20 protein-coding genes and 1 other RNA gene are annotated in these 24,051 nt (G+C 65.9%); 15 read left to right on the plus strand and 6 right to left on the minus strand.

Going from position 1 to position 24,051, the window contains the following annotated elements; all coding sequences use genetic code 11:
- Window positions 1-19 precede the first annotated feature (19 nt).
- The 3 genes from eda to CFB47_RS03200 all read left to right on the plus strand — a co-directional run bounded on the left by eda (window position 20) and on the right by CFB47_RS03200 (window position 2,744).
- Window positions 20-646: a bifunctional 4-hydroxy-2-oxoglutarate aldolase/2-dehydro-3-deoxy-phosphogluconate aldolase gene (eda, locus tag CFB47_RS03185; protein WP_011350938.1), complete on the plus strand. Its 627-nt coding sequence runs from the start codon at window positions 20-22 to the stop codon at window positions 644-646.
- Between the two features lie 219 nt (window positions 647-865).
- Window positions 866-2,227 carry a GntP family permease gene (locus CFB47_RS03195; protein WP_046544930.1) on the plus strand — a complete coding sequence of 454 codons (1,362 nt, stop codon included), beginning with the start codon at window positions 866-868 and terminating at the stop codon, window positions 2,225-2,227.
- 13 nt (window positions 2,228-2,240) lie between these two features.
- Window positions 2,241-2,744 (plus strand): gluconokinase, encoded by a 504-nt coding sequence (locus CFB47_RS03200; protein ID WP_069255766.1) that lies wholly within the window; start codon window positions 2,241-2,243, stop codon window positions 2,742-2,744.
- Window positions 2,745-2,822: 78 nt separating this feature from the next.
- On the opposite strand, the gene CFB47_RS03205 is transcribed toward CFB47_RS03200, so the two are convergent.
- A complete protein-coding gene (locus tag CFB47_RS03205; protein ID WP_089460416.1) occupies window positions 2,823-3,470 on the minus strand; it encodes a TetR/AcrR family transcriptional regulator in 648 nt (215 codons plus the stop codon).
- 292 nt (window positions 3,471-3,762) lie between these two features.
- On the opposite strand from CFB47_RS03205, the gene CFB47_RS03210 reads away from it, so the two are divergent.
- Window positions 3,763-5,184, plus strand: a complete 1,422-nt coding sequence (locus tag CFB47_RS03210; RefSeq protein WP_089460417.1) for an FAD-binding oxidoreductase — start codon at window positions 3,763-3,765, stop codon at window positions 5,182-5,184.
- A gap of 77 nt (window positions 5,185-5,261) precedes the next feature.
- Here the strand turns inward: CFB47_RS03210 and purB are convergent, their stop codons facing one another.
- Window positions 5,262-6,650 (minus strand): adenylosuccinate lyase, encoded by a 1,389-nt coding sequence (gene purB, locus CFB47_RS03215; RefSeq protein WP_089439230.1) that lies wholly within the window; start codon window positions 6,648-6,650, stop codon window positions 5,262-5,264.
- 231 nt (window positions 6,651-6,881) lie between these two features.
- On the opposite strand from purB, the gene CFB47_RS03220 reads away from it, so the two are divergent.
- From CFB47_RS03220 to CFB47_RS03245, 6 genes are all read left to right on the plus strand, one after another.
- The gene (locus CFB47_RS03220) at window positions 6,882-7,835 is read left to right on the plus strand and encodes a LysR substrate-binding domain-containing protein (RefSeq protein ID WP_011350944.1); all 954 of its coding nucleotides are present in this window, start codon (window positions 6,882-6,884) and stop codon (window positions 7,833-7,835) included.
- Window positions 7,836-8,099: 264 nt separating this feature from the next.
- On the plus strand, window positions 8,100-9,386 hold the full coding sequence (locus tag CFB47_RS03225) for a Glu/Leu/Phe/Val dehydrogenase (RefSeq protein ID WP_089439231.1): 1,287 nt from the start codon (window positions 8,100-8,102) through the stop codon (window positions 9,384-9,386).
- Between the two features lie 251 nt (window positions 9,387-9,637).
- Complete coding sequence (locus CFB47_RS03230) at window positions 9,638-10,531, plus strand: glutamate/aspartate ABC transporter substrate-binding protein (RefSeq protein WP_179243611.1); 894 nt, start codon at window positions 9,638-9,640, stop codon at window positions 10,529-10,531.
- A gap of 84 nt (window positions 10,532-10,615) precedes the next feature.
- Window positions 10,616-11,356, plus strand: a complete 741-nt coding sequence (locus CFB47_RS03235) for an amino acid ABC transporter permease (RefSeq protein ID WP_039361471.1) — start codon at window positions 10,616-10,618, stop codon at window positions 11,354-11,356.
- Window positions 11,356-12,033, plus strand: a complete 678-nt coding sequence (gene gltK / locus CFB47_RS03240) for a glutamate/aspartate ABC transporter permease GltK (protein WP_089439233.1) — start codon at window positions 11,356-11,358, stop codon at window positions 12,031-12,033. Before CFB47_RS03235 ends, gltK begins: the two co-directional genes overlap by 1 nt.
- Window positions 12,030-12,755, plus strand: a complete 726-nt coding sequence (locus tag CFB47_RS03245) for an amino acid ABC transporter ATP-binding protein (RefSeq protein ID WP_089439234.1) — start codon at window positions 12,030-12,032, stop codon at window positions 12,753-12,755. The genes gltK and CFB47_RS03245 overlap by 4 nt, the downstream gene beginning before the upstream one ends.
- A 103-nt stretch (window positions 12,756-12,858) precedes the next feature.
- Here CFB47_RS03245 and CFB47_RS03250 read toward each other — a convergent pair whose 3' ends face one another.
- Together CFB47_RS03250 and CFB47_RS03255 are read right to left on the minus strand one after the other, a co-directional pair.
- Window positions 12,859-18,120, minus strand: coding sequence for an autotransporter outer membrane beta-barrel domain-containing protein (locus CFB47_RS03250; RefSeq protein WP_089460418.1), 5,262 nt, complete (start codon window positions 18,118-18,120; stop codon window positions 12,859-12,861).
- A 636-nt stretch (window positions 18,121-18,756) separates the two neighbouring features.
- Entirely contained in the window at window positions 18,757-19,668 is a 912-nt protein-coding gene (locus CFB47_RS03255) for a class II glutamine amidotransferase (protein ID WP_039361465.1), read from the minus strand.
- Between the two features lie 204 nt (window positions 19,669-19,872).
- Here CFB47_RS03255 and pyrC point away from each other — a divergent pair, with 204 nt between their 5' ends.
- Complete coding sequence (gene pyrC / locus CFB47_RS03260) at window positions 19,873-20,937, plus strand: dihydroorotase (RefSeq protein ID WP_089460419.1); 1,065 nt, start codon at window positions 19,873-19,875, stop codon at window positions 20,935-20,937.
- Between the two features lie 68 nt (window positions 20,938-21,005).
- Window positions 21,006-21,417: RNase P RNA component class A (gene rnpB, locus CFB47_RS03265), an RNA gene on the plus strand.
- A 70-nt stretch (window positions 21,418-21,487) separates the two neighbouring features.
- On the opposite strand, the gene CFB47_RS03270 is transcribed toward rnpB, so the two are convergent.
- Window positions 21,488-21,952 (minus strand): OsmC family protein, encoded by a 465-nt coding sequence (locus CFB47_RS03270; RefSeq protein WP_172625585.1) that lies wholly within the window; start codon window positions 21,950-21,952, stop codon window positions 21,488-21,490.
- A gap of 436 nt (window positions 21,953-22,388) precedes the next feature.
- On the minus strand, window positions 22,389-22,697 hold the full coding sequence (locus tag CFB47_RS03275) for a DUF1090 family protein (RefSeq protein ID WP_089460420.1): 309 nt from the start codon (window positions 22,695-22,697) through the stop codon (window positions 22,389-22,391).
- Window positions 22,698-23,008: 311 nt separating this feature from the next.
- Here CFB47_RS03275 and rplM point away from each other — a divergent pair, with 311 nt between their 5' ends.
- The 3 genes from rplM to CFB47_RS41055 are packed head-to-tail and all read left to right on the plus strand — an operon-like array spanning window position 23,009 to window position 24,039.
- Window positions 23,009-23,437, plus strand: a complete 429-nt coding sequence (gene rplM / locus CFB47_RS03280; RefSeq protein ID WP_009687896.1) for a 50S ribosomal protein L13 — start codon at window positions 23,009-23,011, stop codon at window positions 23,435-23,437.
- A gap of 11 nt (window positions 23,438-23,448) precedes the next feature.
- The gene (gene rpsI, locus CFB47_RS03285; protein ID WP_011883283.1) at window positions 23,449-23,841 is read left to right on the plus strand and encodes a 30S ribosomal protein S9; all 393 of its coding nucleotides are present in this window, start codon (window positions 23,449-23,451) and stop codon (window positions 23,839-23,841) included.
- A 9-nt stretch (window positions 23,842-23,850) separates the two neighbouring features.
- Window positions 23,851-24,039: a hypothetical protein gene (locus tag CFB47_RS41055; RefSeq protein ID WP_166893546.1), complete on the plus strand. Its 189-nt coding sequence runs from the start codon at window positions 23,851-23,853 to the stop codon at window positions 24,037-24,039.
- The last annotated feature ends 12 nt before the right edge of the window (window positions 24,040-24,051 follow it).

The following is a 24,051-nucleotide window of genomic DNA, read 5'->3' on the forward strand; positions in this document are numbered from 1 at the left end:
ATTTCAAGGAGCCAATTCAATGAAGACGATTGCTGAAATCGTGAAGCTGGGCCCGGTCATCCCGGTGCTCGCATTCGACTCGGTCGAGCAGGGCGAACACGTGTCGCGTGCACTGCACGCAGGCGGCGTGAAGGTGCTCGAGATCACGCTGCGCACGCCGGCCGGCCTGGAAGCGATCCAGCGCGCCAGCCAGCTCGCGGACGACATCGTCGTCGGCGTCGGCACGATCACGAAGCCCGAGCATTGCGAGCAGGCCAAGCGCGCGGGCGCGAAGTTCGGCGTGTCGCCGGGCCTGACGAAGGAACTGCACCTCGCGTCGCTCGACGCGGGCCTGCCGCTGCTGCCGGGCGTGATGACGCCGAGCGACATCATCCAGGCGCTCGAATTCGGCTACGAGATCGTGAAGTTCTTCCCCGCGCAGCAAGCGGGCGGCGTGCCGATGCTGCAGGCGTTCCATGGCCCGTTCCCGGCGCTGAAGTTCTGCCCGACCGGCGGCATCACCGTCGAAACCGCACCGAATTTCCTGAAACTGCCGAACGTCGTGTGCGTCGGCGGCTCGTGGCTCACGCCGAAAGCCGCGCTCGCCGCGCAGGACTGGGCCGAAGTCACGCGCCTCGCGCAAGCCGCGAGCCAGCTTCCCCGTTAAGACTTGTACGGAATGACGGTTCAGCCCTCGGAAAGCGAGCCTTAGTGCTTGTTTTACCGAGGGTTTTTGCTGATGGAACCGGTTCTATCCGCGGACCGTAAAGATAAGTAAAATTCAGCGTCCTGACGGGGTGGGTACCCCCCGTGTTTCGGAGACCTGCATAGCCGGGCATACTCGCAACAACTCGCCCGGCTCGAACAATTCTAGGAGGAGTGCCACATGGGGGCTGTCCAAGGCAGCATGCTGCTCGTATTCACGCTGATCGCGATTGCCGCGCTGATCCTGATGATCGCGCGCTTCAAGATCTACCCGTTCCTGGTGCTGATCATCGTTTCGCTCGGCCTCGGCCTGGTCGTCGGCATGCCGATGGACAAGATCGTCAAGTCGTTCGAGACGGGCACCGGCGGTACGCTCGGCCACATCGCGATCGTCGTCGGCCTCGGCACGATGCTCGGCAAGATGATGGCCGAATCGGGCGGCGCCGAACGGATCGCGACCACGCTGATCGACTGGTTCGGTGAAAAGAACATCCACTGGGCGATGATGTTCGTCGCGATCATCGTCGGCCTGCCGGTGTTCTTCGAAGTCGGCTTCGTGCTGCTGATCCCGATCGCGTTCAACGTCGCGAAGCGGACCGGCAAGTCGCTGCTCGTCGTCGGTCTGCCGATGGTGGCCGGCCTGTCCGTCGTGCACGGCCTGATCCCGCCGCACCCGGCCGCGCTGCTGGCCGTGCAGCAATACGGCGCCGACATCGGCAAGACGATCGCGCTCGGCCTCGTCGTCGGTGTGCCGACCGCGATCATCGCGGGCCCGCTGTTCGCGCTGACGATCTCGAAGTTCGTGAAGCTGCCGGAAAACAATCCGCTCGCCGCGCAGTTCGTCGACACGAACACGGACGGCCGCAAGCGCGAACTGCCGAGCTTCGGCATCACGCTGTTCACGATCCTGCTGCCCGTCGTGCTGATGCTGGTCGGCAGCTGGGCCGACCTGGTGTTCACGCCGAAGTCGCTGCCGAACAACCTGCTGCGCTTTGCCGGCAACTCCGACGTCGCGCTGCTGATCGCCGTGCTGGTCAGCTTCTGGACCTTCGGCGCGAAGCAGGGCTTCAACCGCGACCAGATCCAGAAGTTCTGCAGCGAGTGCCTGGCGCCGATCGCCGGCATCACGCTGATCGTCGGTGCGGGCGGCGGCTTCGGCGGCGTCCTGCGCGACAGCGGGATCTCGCAGCAGATCGTCGAGACCGCGAAGCATGCCAACCTGTCGCCGCTGCTGCTCGGCTGGTTCGTCGCGGCGCTGATGCGTCTCGCGACGGGTTCGGCGACGGTTGCGATGACGACCGCCTGCGGCATCGTCGCGCCGATCGCGGCGGCGTCGGGCGCGTCGGTCCGGCCGGAGCTGCTCGTGCTCGCGACGGGCTCGGGCTCGCTGATCTTCTCGCACGTGAACGACGGCGGCTTCTGGCTGATCAAGGAATATTTCGGGATGACGGTGGGCCAGACCTTCAAGACCTGGTCGCTGCTCGAAACCATCATCTCGGTGCTCGGTCTGAGCTTTACGCTACTGCTGAGCGTGGTTCTGTAACAAGGGGTAGTCAATGATTCTGATCGCAATGGGCGTGTCGGGCGCCGGCAAATCGCTGATCGGCGAAATGCTGGCGGAACGCCTGTCGTGCAGCTATACCGATGGCGACGCGTTTCACAGCGCGGCGAACAAGGAAAAGATGCATCACGGCATTCCGCTGACCGATGAAGACCGCTGGCCGTGGCTGCGCACGATCCGCGCGGCCATCGAGGAAAAGCAGCGTGCCGGTGAGACGGCCGTGTTCACGTGCTCGTCGCTGAAGCGGTCGTACCGCGACGTGCTGCGTGGCACCGACACCGACGTGCGGTTCGTGTATCTGAAGGGCTCGTTCGAGGTGTTGCACGAGCGCCTGAAGAGCCGCACCGGCCATTTCTTCGATCCGTCGCTGCTGAAGAGCCAGCTGGACACGCTCGAGGAGCCGGGCCCGGACGAAGCGATCGAGGTCAGCATCGAGCTGACGCCCGAGCAGATCGTCGATCAGGTCATGCTGAAGATCGGTACCGCGCAGCAGCACTGAGCGCGGTTCGCGGCAATCTTCATAAAAAAGGCGCCTTCGGGCGCCTTTTTCGTTGGCGGCTCGCCGGTCTCGGGCCGGTCACGCCGCGTGTGCTTGCTTCGCGATGCCGTCGAGCAGCACGTCGAGCATCGTGTCGTGCACGGCGGCCGGATCGAGCTGCGCATAGAGCGGGGCGGCCGCCTTGACCAGCGGATGCGCGGCGTCGGACAGCGCGTCCATTTCCGCGAGCTCGACGTCGTTCGCGGCGCGCGTGAGGCCGCCGGCTTCGGCCGCGGCCAGGCCGATCACGCTCGCATACCAGCCGACGCACACCGACGGCAGCGCCGCGCGCGGGATGCCGGCGTCGGCCAGCGCGCGATGCACGGCCTCGATGTGTGCGAGATCGGCGGGCCCGGTACTCATGTGCCGCTGCAGCAGCGCGAACGCGGCCGGGTAGCGCAGCGCGAGCGCGCGGTACTGGCGTGCGAGGTCGCGCAGCCGTTCGCGCCACGGCAGCGCGGCGTCGACCGGCACGAGCGAGCGCGACAGCGCGTTCGCGATCGCGCGGCTCAGGCCTTCCTTCGACTTGAAGTGGTACAGCACGCTCATCGGGTCGCAGCCGACCGTTTGCGCGAGCTTGCGCACGCTGAACGCGGCTTCGCCGACGTCTTCGAGCAGCGCGAGCGCGGCCGCGACGATCGCCTCCTTGTCGAGGCCGCGCGGGCCCTGGGCGGGTTTGTCTTTCATCGATGCGGGCTGGCGGGCCGGTACGGCACCGGCTGTAAACTTGACGAAAGCTTATTCTACACTGTAGAATTATTTCTGCGGTGTAGAAATTGGGTGTCCCGGCACCTTTCAATACGTGCTTTCGCACAGTCCGGGATCCAGGCGGCACGAGCGTGCCCGCCGTCAACACGGGCCATCACGCCCCTTTTCTCGTTGACACCCATGTGGAACCGGCTGCCCCACCCGCGAAGCCTCGAAGCCTCGAAGCAACGAGGCCCTTCGACTGGCGGCCCAAGACCATGCAAGTGCAATCATGACTTCCAGCAACACCCCCCTGATCCAGGGCGAATCGCGTTTCGAACCAACGCAACTGAACATCGAAAAAGACAACTGGAACTGGTGCGACCCGGCCCGCTACGACGGCGAGCGCCCGGCGAACTGGTACGAGGCGTCGCTGTCGCGCCATACGAACAGCGCGCCGCTCGGGCACGATGCCGTCTGCGACGTGCTCGTGATCGGCGCGGGCCTGCTCGGCGCATCGGCCGCGCTGCATCTCGCGGAAGCGGGTGTCGATACGATCCTCGTCGACAAGCACCACGTCGGCTCGGCCGCATCGGGCCGCAACGGCGGGCAACTGACGCCCGGCCTCGCGCGCTGGGAAGCCGCCGACATGATCGACTACCTGTCGCACGACGACGCGAAGCGGCTGTGGCGCTTCGCATCGGCCGAATCGATGGACCTGATCGATGCGATCGGCGCACGTTATGCGCTCGAGCTCGATCGCAAGCGCGGCCACATCACCGCGGCGGTCCACCCGGGCCACATGAGCGCGCTGCTGGACGGCGCGGATGCGCGCCGTCATCTCGGCGACGCGGGCGTGACGCTCGTCGGCCGCCATCAGCTGCATGACGAATACGTGCGCTCGGGGCTGTATCACGGCGCGGCGATCGACGCGATCGGCGGGCAGATTCATCCGCTCGCGCTGGTGCGCGGCCTCGTGCACGGCTTCCGGCTGAACGGCGGCGCGCTGTTCGAGGGCACCGAGGTGCTCGAGCTCGACGAGACGCCGGCGGGCGTCGTCGCGACGACGCCGGGCGGCACGATCACCGCGCGCCGCGGCGTCGTGCTCGCGCTGCACAACACGACGTTCCGGCTGCTCGACGACGGCGCGGCGACCACGGTGCCGTTCTTTACCTACGTGAGCGTGACGGCGCCGCTCGACGTCGACGTCGCGACGCTGATGCCGGCCGGCATGCCCGTGTACGACACGCAGTTCCAGATCGACTATTACCGGCCGGTGCGCGGCAACCGCCTGCTGTTCGGCGGGCAGGGCACCGGCAGTTGCTGGGCGCAGCCGGACGTGAACGCGTACCTGCTGACGCGGTTGAACACGGTGTTCCCGCAGCATGACGGCCGGTTCGCACTCGACTACTGCTGGAGCGGTGTCAGCGACTTCACGCTGAACGGCGCGACCGACAGCCGCAAGACCGACGGCCGTGTGCCGATGTACATGGTGCAGGGCTGGAGCGGCCACGGCGTCGCGCAGACGGTGCGGATCGGCAAGGCGATCTGCGACGATTTCGTCGGACGCAACGACGATTTCTCGATGCTGACCGGCATCGACCATCGCGCGATTCCGCTCGGCCGCCAGTTGTCGCCGATCGCGATTCCCGCCGCGAAGGCCGCGATGAGCGTGATGAGCGCGCTCAACCCGGGGCGGATGATCTCGTTCTGATACTGCCGCGGCAGCCAACGAAAAAGCCCGATGCGATCGCTCGCATCGGGCTTTTTTACGTGCGCAGACGGCGGCGCTTACGCGATCCGCTTCGCGAGTTCGACGGCCTTGCCGATGTACGACGCCGGCGTCATCGCGAGCAGGAGATCCTTCGCCTCTTGCGGGATCGCGAGCGTGCCGACGAATTCCTGCAGCGCTTCGCGCGTGATGCCCTTGCCGCGCGTCAGTTCCTTCAACTGCTCGTACGGGTTCTCGATGCCGTAGCGGCGCATCACCGTCTGCACCGGCTCGGCCAGCACTTCCCAGCAGTTGTCGAGGTCTTCGTTCAGCCGCTGCGGGTTCACTTCGAGCTTGTCGAGGCCGCGGATCAGCGAGTCGTACGCGAGCAGCGAGTAGCCGAGCGCGACGCCCATGTTGCGCAGCACCGTCGAGTCGGTCAGGTCGCGCTGCCAGCGCGACACCGGCAGCTTGTCGGCGAGGTGGCGCAGCGTCGCGTTCGCGAGGCCGAGGTTGCCTTCCGAGTTCTCGAAGTCGATCGGGTTGACCTTGTGCGGCATCGTCGACGAGCCGATTTCACCGGCTTTCGTCTTCTGCTTGAAGTAGCCGACCGAGATGTAGCCCCACACGTCGCGGTCGAGGTCGAGCAGGATCGTGTTCGCGCGCGCCACGGCGTCGAACAGCTCGGCCATGTAGTCGTGCGGCTCGATCTGGATCGTGTACGGGTTGAACGTGAGCTTCAGGCGGTTCTCGATCACGTCGCGCGAAAACGCTTCCCAGTCGAATTCCGGATACGCCGACAGGTGTGCGTTGAAGTTGCCGACCGCGCCGTTCATCTTGCCGAGGATCTCGACCTTCTCGATGCGCGTGATCGCACGGGCGAGGCGGGCCGCGACGTTCGCGAGTTCCTTGCCGAGCGTCGTCGGGCTGGCCGGCTGGCCGTGCGTGCGCGACAGCATCGGCTGCTCGGCATGCGCGTGCGCGAGTGCGACGAGGCGCTGGTAGACCGTGCGCAGCGCCGGCAGGATCACGTGTTCGCGCGCGCCGGCGAGCATCATGCCGTGCGACGTGTTGTTGATGTCTTCCGACGTGCACGCGAAGTGGATGAATTCGCTGGCCTTTTCGAGTTCTTCCTGGCCTTTCACCGATTCCTTCAGCCAGTATTCGACGGCCTTCACGTCGTGGTTCGTCACGCGCTCGATGTCCTTGATGCGGGCGGCGTCGTGCGCGGTGAAGCGCTCGGCGAGCTGCAGCAGGAACTGTTCGGACGCATCGGAGAAGCGCGGGACTTCCGCGAAGCCGGCGCGCGACAGCGCGATCAGCCAGTGCACCTCGACGGTGACGCGGTGGCGCATGAAGGCGGCTTCGGAGAGCCAGTCGCGCAGCGCTTCAGTCTTGCTGGCGTAGCGGCCGTCGATGGGCGAAAGCGCGGTGAGGGCGAAAAGCGTATCGGGACGAGTGTCGGACATGATCGGGCGGGCCTTGGGGCCGGGTCGAGCGAGGGGAGGGAGAATCCGGCATTTTACCATCGGCGCGGGACGATCCCGGCCGCGCGCGGCCGGCGGGCGCTGCCGCGTGCCGATACCGCGCCGGCACCCGTTCGCGGCGGGGCGCCGGGCCGCTCGCCGCACCGCCGGCCGGGGCCGCCCGCCGGTAGAATGCAGGCTTCTTCCCGACCGCCGCCCGCCGCGCCCGCCTGCATGGAACTGAAATGGCTCGAAGACTTCGTCTCGCTCGCGGAAACGCGCAGCTTTAGCCGGTCCGCCGAGCTGCGGCACGTGTCGCAGCCGGCGTTTTCGCGGCGCATCCAGGCGCTCGAGGCATGGCTCGCGACCGAACTGATCGATCGTTCGGTCTATCCGACGCGGCTCACGCAGGCCGGGCAGATCTTCTACGAGCAGGCGCTGACGATGCTGTCGCAGGCGCACGAGGCGCGCACGCTGCTGCGCGGCCACGTCGGCGCGCCGGTGCCGACGATCGAGTTCGCGGTGCCGCACACGCTGTCGCTCACGTACTTCCCGCGCTGGCTGCAGCGGATCGAGGCGAAGATGGGCCAGGTCCACACGCGGCTGCGCGCGCTGAACGTGCACGACGCGGTGCTGTCGCTCGTCGAGGGCGGCTGCGATCTCGTGATGGGCTACCACCACCCGAGTCATCCGGTCGCGCTCGATCCGGCGCGCTACGACATGCTGATCCTCGGCAGCGAGCCGATCAGCCCGTTCTCGGCGCCGGGCCGCGCGGGGCGGCCGCGCTATACGCTGCCCGGCACGGCCGACGCGCGCGTGCCGTACCTGTCCTATACGCCGAACGCGTATCTCGGCCGGATGACGGAAGTCATCGTCGCGAATGCGACGACACCGCTGTTCCTCGATCGCGTCTACGAGACCGACATGGCCGAAGGGCTGAAGGCGATGGCGCTCGCGGGCCACGGGATCGCGTTCCTGCCGCACAGCGCGGTCGAGGATGCGGTCGCGGGCGGCCGCCTGATCCGGCTCGACCGGTCGGTGCGCGGCGGCGCGTACCCGTTCACGCTGACCATGGAGATCCGGCTGTACTGCGACAAGCTCGCGCTGCAGGGCGACGATCCGCGGCAGAAGCTCGTGCGTGCGCTGTGGGACGTCGTGCGCGACGAACTGCGCGAAACCGCGGGTTAACCGTGGGCGGTTAACCGCCGGCCTGCTGTCGTCGAGCTTGCGATGCCTGCCGGGCGGCTGTCCGGCGGACGTCCCGCCTCCGGGAAACACGATTTTTCATGCACGCGATGCACGATCGATCGCGGGCGTTCTTGCGCAAATCGACCGCAGATTTGCGAAAAATCGCGATCATGCAAGAAACGCATAATCGAATAAGCAAACGGCATTGGATAAAAAAAACGGGTTTTTCGACAATGTGCGCACCTGTTGACCGTTGGAGCATCCATGTCTTCGCAATTGCAGTCCATCCCGTCCTACCTGCACGCCGACGATCTCGGCCCGTGGGGCAACTACCTTCAGCAAGTCGACCGCGTCGCGCCGTATCTCGGTTCGCTGTCGCGCTGGCTCGAAACGCTGAAGCGCCCGAAGCGCATCCTGATCGTCGACTGCCCGATCGAGCTCGATAACGGTACCGTCGCGCACTTCGAAGGCTATCGCGTGCAGCACAACGTGTCGCGCGGCCCGGGCAAGGGCGGCGTGCGTTACCACCAGGACGTGACGCTGTCGGAAGTGATGGCACTGTCCGCATGGATGTCGGTCAAGAACGCGGCCGTGAACGTGCCGTACGGCGGCGCGAAGGGCGGTATCCGCGTCGACCCGCGCAAGCTGTCGCGTGGTGAGCTCGAGCGCGTGACGCGCCGCTACACCAGCGAAATCGGCATCATCATCGGCCCGAACACCGACATCCCGGCGCCGGACGTCAACACCAACGAACAGGTGATGGCGTGGATGATGGACACGTACTCGATGAACCAGGGCCAGACGTCGACCGGCGTCGTGACCGGCAAGCCGATCGCACTCGGCGGTTCGCTCGGCCGCAAGGAAGCAACGGGCCGCGGCGTGTTCGTCGTCGGCAGCGAAGCGGCGAAGAAGAAGGGCCTCGAGATCGAAGGCGCACGCATCGCGGTGCAGGGCTTCGGCAACGTCGGCGGCATCGCGGCGAAGCTGTTCCAGGAAGCGGGTGCGAAGGTGATCGCGGTGCAGGATCACACGGGCACGATCTACCAGCCGGCCGGCCTCGATTCGAACAAGCTGCTCGACCACGTCGCACGCACGGGCGGCGTCGCGGGCTTCGAAGGCGCGGAGCCGATGCCGAATGACGAGTTCTGGACGGTCGAAACCGACATCCTGATCCCGGCGGCACTGGAAAACCAGATCACCGAGAAGAACGCAGGGAAGATCCGCACGAAGATCGTCGTCGAAGGCGCGAACGGCCCGACGACGACGGCGGCGGACGACATCCTGACCGCGAACGGCGTGCTGGTGATCCCGGACGTGATCGCGAACGCGGGTGGCGTGACCGTGTCGTACTTCGAATGGGTGCAGGATTTCTCGAGCTTCTTCTGGACGGAAGACGAGATCAACCATCGTCTCGAACGCGTGATGCGCGAAGCGTTCTCCGGCGTGTGGGCGGTCGCGGAAGAGCACAAGGTGTCGGTGCGTACCGCAGCGTTCATCGTTGCGTGCAAGCGCATCCTGATGGCGCGCGAAATGCGCGGCCTGTACCCCTGATCGGCGGTTGCCGATTTCAGATCGGTTGACTACGATCAATCCATGACGCAATCCGTCCGGTTGCGTGCATGAACCCTCGCGGGCGGTGCCGAATCCGGCATCGCCCGCGCGCGCATTCAGGCGCCGGAAGGGCGCCCGAAGCCGGGAGGACGGCTTCGCGCAGCGCGATGCGTAGTGCGGTAAACAACCAGTACTTTCAAAAATATTACTTTGATACACTGGCGCGGGTTTTAGCCAAGGAGATGACCAAAATGAAATACCAAAAGGCAGTCCTGATGTTCGCGGCGCTTTGCGCGTTCGCAAGCGGCGCGCATGCTCAGGAGACGGGCACGCTGAAGAAGATCAAGGACACGGGCGTGATCGCGCTGGGGCACCGCGAATCGTCGATTCCGTTCTCCTACTATGACCAGAACCAGCAGGTGGTCGGCTATTCGCGCGAATTCCAGCTGAAGGTGGTCGACGCGGTGAAGAAGAAGCTGAACCTGCCGAACCTGCAGGTGAAGAACATTCCGGTCACGTCGCAGAACCGCATCCCGCTCGTGCAGAACGGCACGGTCGACATCGAGTGCGGCTCGACCACCAACAACGTCGAGCGCCAGCAACAGGCTGCGTTCTCCGACACGATCTTCGTGATCGGCACGCGCCTGATGACGAAGAAGGATTCGGGCGTCAAGGATTTCGCCGACCTGAAGGGCAAGACGGTCGTGACCACCGCCGGCACGACGTCGGAGCGCCTGCTGCGCAAGATGAACAACGACAAGCAGCTGGGCATGAACATCATCAGCGCGAAGGATCACGGCGATTCGTTCAATACGCTGGAATCGGGCCGCGCGGTCGCGTTCATGATGGACGACGCGCTGCTCGCGGGCGAGCGCGCGAAGGCGAAGCAGCCGGGCGAGTGGGTGATCGTCGGCACGCCGCAATCGGAAGAAGCGTACGGCTGCATGATGCGCAAGGGTGATGCGGACTTCAAGAAGGTCGTCGACGACGCGATCTCGCAAGTGGAGAAGTCGGGCGAAGCCGCGAAGATCTACGCGAAGTGGTTCGAGAACCCGATCCCGCCGAAGGGGCTGAACCTGAACTTCCCGCTGTCCGATTCGATGAAGAAGCTGTACGCGAACCCGAACGACAAGGCGCTCGACTGACCGCAGGGCCGTTGATGCAGAAATGACGCTAATGAGACGGAAGAGGCCCCGCTTCTTCCGTCTCTTTTTGCTGGAGTCTTGCCCATGTCTTACCACTGGAACTGGGGCATCTTCCTGAGCCCCGTATCGACCGGCGAGCCGACGACTTATTTCGGATGGCTGATGTCCGGCTTCTGGGTGACCATCGAAGTGTCGCTCGTCGCCTGGGTCATCGCGCTGATCGTCGGTTCGCTGTTCGGCGTGCTGCGCACCGTGCCGAACAAATGGCTGTCCGCGATCGGTACCGTGTACGTGTCGATCTTCCGGAACATTCCGCTGATCGTGCAGTTCTTCGTCTGGTATCTCGTGATACCGGAGCTGCTGCCCGCGTCGATCGGCACCTGGATCAAGCAGCTGCCGCCCGCCACGCAGTTCTTTACCGCGTCGATCATCTGTCTCGGCCTGTTCACGGGCGCGCGCGTGTGCGAACAGGTGCGCTCGGGGATCAACGCGCTGCCGAAGGGCCAGCGCGCCGCCGGCCTCGCGATGGGTTTCACGCAATGGCAGACGTACCGCTACGTGCTGCTGCCCGTTGCGTACCGGATCATCGTGCCGCCGCTCACGTCGGAATTCCTGAACATCTTCAAGAACTCCGCCGTCGCGTCGACGATCGGCCTGCTCGACCTGTCCGCGCAGGCGCGCCAGCTCGTCGACTACACCGCGCAGACGTATGAGTCGTTCATCGCGGTGACGCTCGCCTACGTGATCATCAACCTCGTCGTGATGGCGTTCATGCGCTGGATCGAAGGCCGTACGCGGCTGCCCGGCTATATCGGAGGCAAGTGATGCATCAGTTCGACTGGAGTAGTATTCCCGGCGCGCTGCCGACGCTGTGGACGGGGGCGGTCGTCACGTTCCAGATCACGCTGATCGCGATCGTGGTCGGGATCGTCTGGGGCACGCTGCTCGCGTTGATGCGGCTGTCGGGCGTGACGCCGCTCGCGTGGTTCGCTAAAGCGTACGTGACGGTGTTCCGTTCGATCCCGCTCGTGATGGTGCTGCTGTGGTTCTTCCTGATCGTGCCGCAGCTGCTGCAGGGCGTGCTCGGGTTGTCGCCGACGATCGACATCCGTCTCGCGTCGGCGATGGTCGCGTTCTCGCTGTTCGAAGCCGCGTATTATTCCGAGATCATCCGCGCCGGCATCCAGGCGGTGCCGCGCGGGCAGGTGAACGCCGCGTTCGCGCTCGGCATGAACTACGCGCAGGCGATGCGCCTCGTGATCCTGCCGCAGGCGTTCCGCGCGATGGTGCCGCTGCTGCTCACGCAGGCGATCGTCCTGTTCCAGGATACGTCGCTCGTGTACGTGATCAGTCTCGCGGACTTCTTCCGCACGGCGGCCAACATCGGCGATCGCGACGGCACGACCGTCGAGATGGTCCTGTTCGCCGGCGCATGCTATTTCGTGATTTGCTCGTTGGCGTCTGCACTCGTCAAGGGTCTCCAGAAAAAGGTCACAAGATGATTTCCATCAAGAACGTTTCGAAGTGGTACGGCCAGTTTCAGGTTCTCACCGACTGCACGACCGAGGTCAAGAAAGGCGAAGTGGTCGTCGTGTGCGGCCCGTCGGGCTCGGGTAAATCCACGCTGATCAAGACCGTGAACGGCCTCGAGCCGTTCCAGCAGGGCGAGATCCTCGTGAACGGCCAGTCGGTCGGCGACAAGAAGACGAACCTGTCGAAGCTGCGCTCGAAGGTCGGGATGGTGTTCCAGCATTTCGAGCTGTTCCCGCACCTGTCGATCACCGAGAACCTGACGCTCGCGCAGGTCAAGGTGCTCGGCCGCGGCAAGGACGAGGCGAACGAGAAGGGCATGAAGCTGCTCGAGCGCGTCGGCCTGAAGGCGCATGCGCACAAGTTTCCCGGCCAGCTGTCGGGCGGCCAGCAGCAGCGTGTCGCGATCGCGCGCGCGCTGTCGATGGATCCGATCGCGATGCTGTTCGACGAGCCGACGTCCGCGCTCGACCCCGAGATGATCAACGAAGTGCTCGACGTGATGGTCGAACTTGCGCAGGAAGGGATGACGATGATGGTCGTCACGCACGAGATGGGCTTCGCGAAGAAGGTCGCCCATCGCGTGATCTTCATGGACAAGGGCGCGATCGTCGAGGACGACCGCAAGGACGATTTCTTCTCGAATCCGAAATCGGAACGCGCGAAGGACTTCCTCGCGAAGATCCTGCACTGAGCGTTCGCGCGCGTCGGCGCTGCCGATGCGCCGATACGAAAAAACCGCCCGGCCGAGCGCCGGGCGGTTTTTTTTCGTCCGCGCGTGACGCGGGTGCGCGCCGTTACCAGCTGTAGCGGTAGCCGACCTGCCCGACGATGCCGCGCCGGTAGTCGCCGCCGATGTTGCGCGCGATCTTCGCGTTCGCGTACAGCTCGCCGGACTTGCCGAAGCCCGCGGTCACGCCGACGCCGAGTTCGTACCACGTGCGGCCGAGATGCGTCGCGAACGGCGTGCCGCCGACGACGGTCTGGCCCGGCGACACGAAGTCGTGCAGCACGTCGGCCGTGAAGTACGGCGTGGCGGCGCCGCCGCCCGAATCCGACTGGAGGTTCGGCCGGAAGATGCGCACGCCGACGCGGCCGCGCAGCGCGTTCGTCGTCGTACCCGATACCGCCGAGACGTTGTCGTTGAACCCGTTCAGCTTCAGGTACTGGTACATCAGCTGCGCCTGCGGCTCGACCGCGACCGGCAGCGCACCGATCGCGAACGGCTTGCCGACTTCCTGCGACAGTGCGATGCCGAAGCCGTTCTGCGACGCCTCGTTGCCATAGCTGTCGCGGTAGCGGTTGCCATAGTGCGTGACCTGCCCGACGCTGTCGAAGTACGTGCCGTCGGACAGGTACTTCGTCCAGTAGCCGCCGATGCTCTGCGCATGCGTCTCGACCGAACCCGTCGACGTCGACAGGTTGGCCGTGTCGGCGCGCGCCATGTCGCTGAAGCTTGCGTTCGACACGCCGATGCTGGCCGTCACGCCCGCATGCGTGCTGCCGCCGCCGTTCGGTGCCTGGTCGAGCGTCCAGTCCTTGCCGAACTGCGCGAAGAACGTCCGCTCGTCGGCCGCGAAGCGTCCCGCGTTTGCGTCGAGGCTCTGGCCGCCGATGCGCCCCCACACGCCGTCGCGATTGCCCGGCTGCTGCTTTTCGAGGTTGTAGATGTCGCCGACGCGCTCGTGCAGCTTGCCGAGCGTGGAGAAGCCGTAGTCGGCGTTGAGCAGCGGCGTGAGGGCATAGCCCGAGACCCCGGGGCGATACGCGAGCGTGCCGCCGTTGCCATTCCCGTTGTTGCCGCCGTCACCGCCGCCGGACGGGTGGATCGGGTCGCCGGGGTCCGACGGATCGAGTTGCGACCGCAGGTACCAGCCGTTCGCGTCGGCTTGCCCGCCGCGATAGAGCCGGTATTCGTACGCGCCCGCCTGCACGGGGCCCGCGAGCTGGAACGCCGATGCGGTGGTCGTGCCGCCGTTGGCCGTGACGACCACCGGAATCCCGTCGCCCTTCGTCTGTGCGCCGGTGCCGGCCGTGTTGGCGATCTTCAGGCCCGTCGTGCCGCTCGCGGCGCCGCCGTTCACGATCACCCGATCGGTCGGCGAGGCGTCGGCGCCGAGGAACGTGTTGAGCGCGATCGTGCCGCCGTTGCCGACGTAGCTGCCGGTCGTCAGCGTCTTGTAGCTGCCCGCGAGCGTCGGCGAACCGGTCGGTGCGGCGAATGCGACGAGGCCCGCGTTGTTCAGGCTGCTCAGCACCGAGCTGCCCGTCATGCGCCACGTGCTGGTGTTGTCGACGGTCAGTGCGACCGGATCGATCTTGCCGGTCAGCGTCGTGCCGTTCGCGAGGAACACGTTGCCGGTGCTCGAAGCGTCGGAGACGATGTCGCCGGCCAGGTTCACGGCCGATGCGGTGAAGGTGGCGCGGCTGCCGTTCGACAGGTCGAGCAGCGTGCCGTTGCCGGCCGTCACCACCGTGCCGTTGCGCACGGCGATGTCGGCCGTGCCGCCGCGCACCGCGAAAGCCGGCCCGGTGACGGACGCGACGCTGCCGCCGTCGACGAGCACCGAACTCGTCGCGCCGTTTGCGAGCGTATCGGACGTCAGCACGCCGGCCGTCGCACCCTTGAGCGTCGTGCCGGTCAGCGCGAGCACGCCGCCGCTGTCGGCGGTGGCGCCGTTGCCGGCGGCGCTGGCGATCGTCGAGCCCGTATCGCCGATGCGGCCGCCGTTTTGCGCGACGAGGCCGTCGGACGTCGCGCCCGACGTGGTGATCTTCGCGCCCGACAGCAGCGCGGTCGCGCCGCCGGTCGTCACGATCGCGGCCGAACCCGCGCCGGTCGTCGCGACGGTCGTGCCGTTGGCCGCCAGCGTCGAATCCGCCCCCGACACGAAGAAGCCGCGTGCGTTGTCGCCGGTGGTCCGGACGACGGTCGCCGCATCGGTCGCGATGCGTGCGCCGGCGCCCGTCGACGACAGGCCGTCGGCACCGCTGCCGGTCGTGCCGATCTGCGTGCCGGCCAGCGCGATCGTCGCGTTCGTCCCCTGGTTGTCGACCCCCTTTCCCGAGCCGCCGACCGCGATCGACGTCGCGCCGGCTGCCAGCCCGCCGCCCGTCACGCTCGAGTCGATCAGCATGCCGTCGGCGCTGCCGTTCGCGATGACGGTGCCGGCGCCCGACAGCGCGACCGATGCGCCGGTGCCCGTCAGGTGGACGCCCGCGATGCCGTCGTCGGCTTCGATCGAACCGGCGTTGGCGAGCGTCGCCGACGCACCCTGCACGAGCGCGCCGGTGCCATTGGATACGCGGATCGTCGACGTGTTGTTCACCGTGCCGAGCGCGCCGATCACGACGCCCGTCGAGCCGGCGCCCGTCAGCAGCACCGTGTCGCGGTTCTCGAGCGTGCCGAGGTTCTGCGCGACGAAGCCGGTGACGCCGGCCGTCGATGACGTGACGGCGGCGTGGTTGGTGAGCGTCGTCGCGACCGGTGTGCCGGCATTGGCGCCGGCGAGATCGTGTGCCTGGCCGTCGACGACGCCGGCGATCGCACCGGCCGCGTTCAGGTTGATCGTCGCGCCCGCGTCGATCGTGCCTTGCGCGCCGCCTTCGACCGCGATCGCGATGCCGTTCGCGCCGTTGACGTTGTAGATCGCGTTGCCGGTCGACAGCACGGTGCCGGCGTCGGTCGCGAGCACGCCGTGCGCACGCTGGCCGTTGACGTCGGTCGTCAGCGCGCCGGCCGTCGACGTGCCCGTGTAGGCTGCGCCGCCCGCGACGCGGAACAGCGTCGAATCGTCCGTGTCGACGCTGAGGTGCTGCGCGGCGACGTTGATCTTCGAGCCCGCGCCATACGCGTAGAAGCCGATCTGGCTGGTGCCCGACATGAAGGCCGGCACGGCGTTGGCGCCGACGTTGATCGTCGCGCCCGAGCGTGCATGCACGCCGATCGCGCCGGTGCCCGTCAGGTTGAGCGCACCGTTGAGCGTGGCCGTGGCGCTCGGCCCTTCGGCCCAGACGCCGTAGTTGCGCGTGCCGGAGGCAGGATCGAGGCCGCCGGCGACGTCGATCGTGCCGCTCGACAGCGCGGACGTTGCCTGCGCACCGGTGCCGACCACCATGATGCCGATGCCGTTGACGCCGTTCAGCGTGATGGTGCCGGTGTTGGTCACGGTCGCCGCCGTGTCGGCCGCGAGCATGCCGACGTTGGCGAGCGGCGTGCCGGCGGCCGCGCCGTTGACGACGATCGCGCCCGCGTTGGTCAGCGTGCCGGACGCCGAACCGATGCTCGCCAGCGCGGCGCCGTTCTGCGTCTGCGAGCCGATCACGATCGTGCCGAGGTTGCTCGCGGTGCCGGAATTGCCGAGCAGGATGCCGTAAGCGTGCGCGGCGAGTGCGACGTCGCTTGCCGTTCCGCCGGGCGCGTACTGCGCCGAGCGGCCGAGGGTGATCGTGCCGCCCGCTTCGTTCGTGAAGCTGCCGCCATCGACGAGGCCGCCGATCACCTGACTGTCGAGCGTCGTCGCATTGACGCCGACGTTGATCGTGCCGGCGTTCGACGCCGTCGCACCGCCTGTCACGGCGACCGCATAGTTCTGCAGGTCCGGCCGGTTGCCGTCGAGCGTCCACGCGCCGACGTTCATCACGCCGTGGTTGACGAACGACGTGCCCGTGCCGTTCGCAAATACGCCGTTGCCTTCGGTGTACGCGTGGTAGTTGAAGTTGTTCGGCGGCGTGCTGCCGCTCGTGTCGAAGTTGTCGCCGGACGCGTACCCGGACGAGATCACGCCGTTGTTGACGCCGCTTGCGCCGCTCAGCAGGCGCACCAGCGTGAAGTCGCCCGACAGGCGCCCGTCGTTGATGAAGTGCGCGCCGTTTTCCGCGAGGACGGCCGAGCTCGAGTCGATCGTGTTGACGCCGCGGAAGTCGATCTGGCCGTCCTTGCCGATCTGCAGTGTCGCGTTCGCGCCCGTGCCGTGCATCGCCGACAGGAAACCGATCGGCAGCGTGTTCTTGTCGCCCGGGGACACGTTGTTCTGATACTGGAAGGATTGCTGCGAGATCGTGACGGCCTGGCCGAACGCGCTGTCGTAGGCGGCCTGCGAGCCGAGCGCGCCGCTTTGCACCGAGCGCACGAGAAAGTCGTTGTACGCGGCGAGCGATGCGGCGTCGGTGACCTTCCAGGTGCTGCCGTCGAATGCGGTGAAGGTGCCCGCGTAGGCCGGCACGTCGAGCTGGCGGCTGCCGATGGCGCCGCCGTCCGCCAGGTAGTCGCCGGTGGTGAACCGGATCTGGTTGCGTGAGTTCCAGGTGACGGTGCTTTTCGCGGCACCCGTGCCGTCCGCGAAAGTCAGGTCGGTCTGCTTCGCGGCCATCTCGATCGCGTTGCCGGCTGCATCGGGCGCGTTCGCCGCATTGCCGATCGACACGTTGAGCGTGCCGCCGGTGGCGGCGACGGTGCCGATGCGCGCGTTCACATACTGATCGCCGTTCACGTCGTGGTAGACGGGTACCGCGGTCGCGCCGGCCGTCGACGCGGCGAACGCGGACGAGTCGTAGGTCGCGACCGACGTGTGGGTGCCGGTGATCGAGTCGGGTGTGCTGACGCTGCGTGTCTTGCCGCCGAGCGACAGTAGCGGCTGGTTCGGGTTGCCCGACACGATGGTCGTGCTGCCGATCGGCGTGAGCGTGTAGCCCGGGTCGCCGCCGGCGCCGGTCCATGCGCCCGACACGCCGACGGTGTCGCCACCCGAGACGGTGGCGGAGCCTGCCAGGTTGTCGTTGACGGTCGGGCTGAAACTGCCGGGCGCGCAGGTGCCGCCGCTCGCGATGGCCGCGCCGCCGCCGCACGTCGATGCGTACGCGGAGCCGGCCGACAGTGCGGCCAGCGCGGCGCCGACTGCCGCGATGCGAAGCGATGCCCGGTGCGTCGCCGCGAGCGCGGCGCGGCGGCTCGTGCCGGATGCGCCGCCCGAACGCTTGCCGCGCGCCCGTGCGGTTTCCGCGGCCGCAATCCAGCAGCCGGTGGCCTCGTTCCATATCGATCGAAATGAATGATTCACGACAAGCCCCTATCTCTTGTTTTGATGTGGTTTTCACCATGGCGCAGTGAAATCGCAATCCGCGGTGGAGAATGGCGTGAATGGGGGTGCGGCGGCCGTGGCCGTTTCTCCGCGAATCGCGATTCGTTACACCGAGGATGGGGCGGAGTCTATTGATCGTGCAGGCGATGGATTGTCGGGAAGCTAACAAATGCGGCAATCATGTCGATTTCATCCGGTATTTCTGGATTGTGTGACGAATCGAACTGAAAGCCTTGTCGGGTAAGGGGCGGGTGGATTCTGGCGATGTGAGTCAGCGATTGTCGGCTCGGTGAGGTGGCGCACGTTTTACGCCAGACCGGTGCGTTAAAATACCTCCGCCCGGATTATATGCTTACCCGTCGTATATTATTTTCGCCTTTTAATTTCTTTCGTTTGAAAATAAATTAAATTAAACGAATATGGTGTGGCGGCGCTTCGATATGCCGGACTTTAGTCCGGATGAAGGGAGATCGGTGCGGGGAGGGCCATTGACGCCGATAGCGAACGTCGCCGAATCGCCTGCGTACCAAGTCACCGCCGCGATCGGACGCGGCGCGCCGCCGACTTGCCGCACAGCGGCGAAAACGTGAAGGGAAGAGGGCGCGGGCGCCGGGCTCAGAAGTCGATCGCGTCGTCGGAATCGACTTCGGCGGCGGTGGCGAGCACCTCGCGCGTGTCGCGCGGCGCCGATGCCGACGCGTCGAGCGACGGATTGCGCAACTTCTCGAGCACGCGTTCCGGCACCGGGATCCGCATCCGCGCGGCGACGTCGCCGCACTGGAACATGATCAGCTCGCCCGGCTCGAACGCGGTCCAGACTTCGTTGTCGGTGAGCGGCTGCGTCGCGATCACCGCGACGCGATCCTCGGGCGTCGTGTATTTCGCGAAGTCGATCGAGAGATCTTCGTCGACGAGGTGCGCGGTCGAGAACGGCCAGCGCCGCACGAGGTAGTGCAGCCGCGTCGAGCAATGCGCGAAAAGCGCCTGGCCGTTCGACATCAGGAAGTTGAACACGCCGTGATCGGTGATGCCGCGCGTCAGTTCGCCGACGCGTTCGAACAGTTCGGGCAACGGCGGCTGCGCGCCGGGGAACGCTTCGCGCAGCCCCTGCATCAGCACGCAGAACGCCTGTTCGCTGTCGGTCGTGCCGACCGGATGGTAGACGCTGCCGTCCATGTCCGGTGCGTAGTCCTGCAGGTCGCCGTTGTGCGCGAAGATCCAGTGCCGGCCCCACAGCTCGCGCATGAACGGATGGCTGTTCTCGAGCAGGATGTGGCCTTGCGTCGCCTTGCGGATGTGCGCGATCGTGTTCTTGGACTTGATCGGGTAGCGCTTCACCATTTCGGCGATCGGCGACGTGGCGGATGCCTGGTGATCGATGAACAGGCGGCAGGCCTTGTCTTCGAAGAACGCGATGCCCCAGCCGTCGGCGTGGTGATCGGTGAGCCCGCCCCGGGCCGCGAAACCTGTGAAGGAGAATGTGACGTCCGTCGGCGCGGCGCAGTTCATTCCTAAGAGTTGGCACATTTTACTTGGGGCGGCAGGCTGAGGCGGGGGTAACGAACCGGGCGAACCCCGGTACAATGCGGCTTCTAGCATATCACCGAGCCCTGAGCGGTAAAAAGCGGATTCCGCCGGCCGAAGGCCCCGTGTTGCGGTTTGCCGTCAGTCGGCCCGCGCACGCGCGTTCCGGCCCCGCCGATGGCCAGCCCGTTCCTCACGACGCTTCCTATGACTGCCTCGAACGCTTCCTCCCCGGCGACGCTCTCGCTCGCCCGTCCCGACGACTGGCACCTGCACCTGCGAGACGGCGACATGCTGGCCGCCGTGCTGCCGCACACCGCGCGCCAGTTCGGCCGCGCGATCGTCATGCCGAACCTGAAGCCGCCGGTCACGACCACCGCGCAGGCGCAGGCCTATCGCGAGCGCATCCTGGCCGCGCTGCCGGCCGGAATGACGTTCGAACCGCTGATGACGCTGTACCTGACCGACAACACGCCGCCCGACGAGATCCGCCGCGCGCGCGAAAGCGGCTTCGTGCACGGCGTGAAGCTGTATCCGGCGGGCGCGACGACGAATTCCGACCACGGCGTCACCGATCTCGCGAAATGCGCGAAGACGCTCGAGGCGATGCAGGAAACCGGCGTGCCGCTGCTCGTGCACGGAGAGGTGACCGATGCGTCGATCGACCTGTTCGACCGCGAGAAGGTCTTCATCGACCGCGTGATGACGCCGCTGCGCCGCGATTTCCCGGGCCTGAAGGTCGTGTTCGAGCACATCACGACGAAGGACGCGGCCGACTACGTGCGCGACGCCGACGCGGCGCCCGGCCTGCTCGGCGCGACGATCACCGCGCATCACCTGCTGTACAACCGTAACGCGCTGTTCGTCGGCGGGATTCGCCCGCACTACTACTGCCTGCCGGTGCTGAAGCGCGAGACGCATCGCGTCGCGCTGGTCGAGGCCGCGACGTCGGGCAACCCGCGCTTTTTCCTCGGCACCGACAGCGCGCCGCATGCGCGCGACGCGAAGGAAACCGCGTGCGGCTGCGCGGGCTGCTACACGGCGCTGCACGCGCTCGAACTGTATGCGGAAGCGTTCGACACCGCCGGCGCGCTCGACAAGCTGGAAGGCTTCGCGAGCTTCTTCGGCGCCGATTTCTACGGGCTGCCGCGCAGCGCCGAGACGGTCACGCTGCGTCGCGAGTCGTGGGAACTGCCGCGCGAGATCTTCGCAGGCGATACGCCCGTCGTGCCGCTGCGCGGCGGCGAGACGATCGGCTGGAAGCTGGCGTAAGCCACCGCGCCGTCGCGCGAACCCGGCCCCATGCGGCCCGCGGCGCGCAGTGCTAGAATGCGCGTCGCAAAGCAGGCCAGGCAGTCGCGGCCTCGCCGCCTTCGGGCGCGCGGGGGCGAGGAAAGTCCGGACTCCACAGGGCAGGGTGATGGCTAACGGCCATCCGTGGCGACACGCGGAACAGGGCAACAGAAAGCAAACCGCCGATGGCCCGGCGCAAGCCGGGATCAGGTAAGGGTGAAACGGTGCGGTAAGAGCGCACCGCGGCGACGGCGACGTTCGCCGGCACGGTAACCTCCACCCGGAGCAATTCCAAGTAGGCAGGCGCGCATTTTCGGATGCAGGACGGGGCCCCCGTCTCGTCTGCGGGTAGGAAGCTTGAGCGCGTCAGCAATGGCGCGCCTAGAGGAATGGCTGCCACGCGTTGCGCGCTTCGGCGCGCAGCGTGCACAGAATCCGGCTTATCGGCCTGCTTTGCGGTTCGAATGCGAAAGGGCCGGCGTCTCCCCTCGGAGCGCCGGCCCTTTTTTCATGCGCGCGCGCCGTGCGTTCAGCCGGCGACGATGTCGAACGAATGCGTGAGTTCGGCCGTCTTCGCGATCATGATCGACGCGGAGCAATACTTGTCGTGCGACAGGTTGATCGCGCGTTCGACCGTGGACGGGTTCAGGTTGCGCCCGGTGACGGTGAAGTGGAAGTGCACCTTCGTGAACACCTTCGGATCTTCGCTCGCGCGCTCGGCCTTCAGCGTGACCGAGCAGCCGCTCACTTCCTGGCGGCTCTTCTTCAGGATCAGCACGACGTCATAGGCCGTGCAGCCGCCGGTGCCGAGCAGCACCATTTCCATCGGGCGCGGCGCGAGGTTGTGGCCGCCGCCTTCGGGCGCGCCATCCATCGTGACGAGGTGGCCGCTGCCGGTCTCGGCGGAAAACGCCATGCCGTCCTGGCCCATCCAGCTTACTTTGCATTCCATGCTTGCACTCCAGCGTTGCCTGATTCGGATTCGATCCGGCATTGTAGCCCGCTGCGCAACGGTCGGCTGATGCGCTGCACGACGCGCAATGCCGGAGCCGTGCGAGCGACGCGCCGGACGGCCAATTCCCGCTCGGATTTAGGGTTTTTGCTCTAGAAACGGGGCGTTTTCGAGCCGGTCCGATGGGATCAGGTGATTGATTTAAAAGGGAAAAATGGAATTTTCAAACGCGACGCGAAATATTCCGCATTATGGTGTTTGATTTCGTAATGCAAATTTTCTTGTGAAGTCGGCGACGCGTTCGTATAATGAGCCTCATTGGTTGTCGCGCTGCGGCAACCTCCGAATGTCTCCTCCACCCTCCTCCTATGGTGGATTAAGCCCGAACCAGCCGTTCGGGCTTTTTTTCGTCCCATGCAAACATCGGCGCGCGGCTTGCGCGCCCCGGCATCACGGTATCCCCGGAACCCCGTAATCGTTACGCAGGTTGCTTTGCGTCCGACTGTGACGTCGCGCCACCGGACGGCGTGCCGGTTGAGCGCGCATCAGGTGCGGGCACGTGGACGGCCGACGCGTGGCCGTGCCCGCGTGCGCAGAAGTGGCGGACGCGTTCGCGCACCGCGCGCAGGCGGGCGACGCGATCCTCGGCATGAGCGGTGCGGGCTTCGGCAATGCGGGTATCGAGTGCGTCGAGCTTGGCTGCGCAGTCGGCCTGGGCGGCCACGGCGGGCGCTGCGGCGGCGAGCAGGGCCGCCGCAAGGAAGGGCGTAAGTCGTTGATTCATCATGCTTGTTTGTTGTTTTCCAGATTCGGCCGGTCTGGCGCGGGAGGGTCCTGTGCCGCGCGTCGATGGGTGCCTCCCCGGGCGCTCGGTTCGCCTGGCTTCTTGGGGCACGAACGGATTTTGGCCCATTTCGGCCGCCGTGGACACGGGGAGTGGATTCCCTTTGACCGCGTTGCCGTATTTCCTTTATAATTCAGGGCTTTTCCGCATTCATGCCCACGGAAAAAGAACAGGGAGAGCCTGCACCGCGCCTCGAAGCGCACACAGACAAGCAGGAAGAACACATCGGGCAAAGCAATTTTTTTGGATCGATCATGAAGACGTTTTCCGCAAAAGCCCATGAGGTGACGCGCGAATGGTACGTGATTGACGCGACGGATAAGGTTCTCGGCCGTGTTGCCAGCGAAGTGGCACGCCGTCTGCGCGGCAAGCACAAGCCTGAGTTCACCCCGCACGTCGACACTGGTGATTTCATCATCATCATCAACGCAAGCAAGTTGAAGGTCACGGGCAACAAGACTCTGGACAAGAAGTACTACCGTCACTCGGGCTACCCGGGCGGTATCTATGAAACGACGTTCGGCAAGATGCAAGAACGCTTCCCGGGCCGCGCGCTCGAGAAAGCGGTCAAGGGCATGCTGCCGAAGGGCCCGCTCGGCTACGCGATGATCAAGAAGCTGAAGGTCTACGCTGAAGCTACGCATCCGCATTCGGCGCAACAGCCGAAGGCGCTCGAGATCTAAGGGGAGCCCACATGATCGGTAACTGGAACTACGGTACGGGCCGCCGCAAGAGCGCAGTCGCACGTGTCTTCATCAAGGCTGGCAAGGGCGACATCATCGTCAACGGCAAGCCCATCGCTGACTACTTCTCGCGCGAAACGTCGCTGATGATCGTGCGTCAACCGCTGGAACTCACGAACCACGGCCAGACGTTCGACATCAAGGTCAACGTCAACGGCGGCGGCGAAACGGGTCAGGCAGGTGCAGTGCGCCACGGCATCACCCGTGCACTGATCGACTACGATGCGACGCTGAAGCCGTCGCTGTCGAACGCAGGCTTCGTCACGCGCGATGCACGTGAAGTCGAGCGTAAGAAGGTTGGTCTGCGCAAGGCACGTCGCGCAAAGCAGTTCTCGAAGCGTTAATTCCGCTTCATGGCCTCGCCGCTCCCGGGCGGCGTCCGCCGGAAAAACCGCCAGCGTTCGCGCTGGCGGTTTTTTTATGTCCGCTTTCAGGCGCGTGCTGCCGCGGCCCGCGCGGGCGTGTTTGATGAAATCGACAAGAACCTATTGATTTCATGGACTTCAGCACGATCTTCTGATCGGCCCTACAATAGCGGCTAAAGCTTTTTGGAG

The sequence above is a fragment of the Burkholderia sp. AU27893 genome (assembly GCF_002223205.1).
GTDB lineage: Bacteria > Pseudomonadota > Gammaproteobacteria > Burkholderiales > Burkholderiaceae > Burkholderia.

Bases quoted from the DNA above. Each gene is read 5' to 3' on its own strand.
- rplM (WP_009687896.1), top strand. From the start codon at position 23,009: ATGAAGACGTTTTCCGCAAAAGCCCATGAGGTGACGCGCGAATGGTAC.
- CFB47_RS03230 (WP_179243611.1), top strand. From the start codon at position 9,638: ATGAAATACCAAAAGGCAGTCCTGATGTTCGCGGCGCTTTGCGCGTTC.
- CFB47_RS03275 (WP_089460420.1), bottom strand. From the start codon at position 22,697: ATGATGAATCAACGACTTACGCCCTTCCTTGCGGCGGCCCTGCTCGCC.
- CFB47_RS03210 (WP_089460417.1), top strand. From the start codon at position 3,763: ATGACTTCCAGCAACACCCCCCTGATCCAGGGCGAATCGCGTTTCGAA.
- CFB47_RS03205 (WP_089460416.1), bottom strand. From the start codon at position 3,470: ATGAAAGACAAACCCGCCCAGGGCCCGCGCGGCCTCGACAAGGAGGCG.
- CFB47_RS03200 (WP_069255766.1), top strand. From the start codon at position 2,241: ATGATTCTGATCGCAATGGGCGTGTCGGGCGCCGGCAAATCGCTGATC.
- CFB47_RS03235 (WP_039361471.1), top strand. From the start codon at position 10,616: ATGTCTTACCACTGGAACTGGGGCATCTTCCTGAGCCCCGTATCGACC.
- pyrC (WP_089460419.1), top strand. From the start codon at position 19,873: ATGACTGCCTCGAACGCTTCCTCCCCGGCGACGCTCTCGCTCGCCCGT.
- CFB47_RS03245 (WP_089439234.1), top strand. From the start codon at position 12,030: ATGATTTCCATCAAGAACGTTTCGAAGTGGTACGGCCAGTTTCAGGTT.
- CFB47_RS03195 (WP_046544930.1), top strand. From the start codon at position 866: ATGGGGGCTGTCCAAGGCAGCATGCTGCTCGTATTCACGCTGATCGCG.
- CFB47_RS03255 (WP_039361465.1), bottom strand. From the start codon at position 19,668: ATGTGCCAACTCTTAGGAATGAACTGCGCCGCGCCGACGGACGTCACA.
- rpsI (WP_011883283.1), top strand. From the start codon at position 23,449: ATGATCGGTAACTGGAACTACGGTACGGGCCGCCGCAAGAGCGCAGTC.
- CFB47_RS03220 (WP_011350944.1), top strand. From the start codon at position 6,882: ATGGAACTGAAATGGCTCGAAGACTTCGTCTCGCTCGCGGAAACGCGC.
- CFB47_RS03270 (WP_172625585.1), bottom strand. From the start codon at position 21,952: ATGCCGGATCGAATCCGAATCAGGCAACGCTGGAGTGCAAGCATGGAA.
- CFB47_RS03225 (WP_089439231.1), top strand. From the start codon at position 8,100: ATGTCTTCGCAATTGCAGTCCATCCCGTCCTACCTGCACGCCGACGAT.
- eda (WP_011350938.1), top strand. From the start codon at position 20: ATGAAGACGATTGCTGAAATCGTGAAGCTGGGCCCGGTCATCCCGGTG.
- gltK (WP_089439233.1), top strand. From the start codon at position 11,356: ATGCATCAGTTCGACTGGAGTAGTATTCCCGGCGCGCTGCCGACGCTG.
- CFB47_RS41055 (WP_166893546.1), top strand. From the start codon at position 23,851: ATGGCCTCGCCGCTCCCGGGCGGCGTCCGCCGGAAAAACCGCCAGCGT.
- purB (WP_089439230.1), bottom strand. From the start codon at position 6,650: ATGTCCGACACTCGTCCCGATACGCTTTTCGCCCTCACCGCGCTTTCG.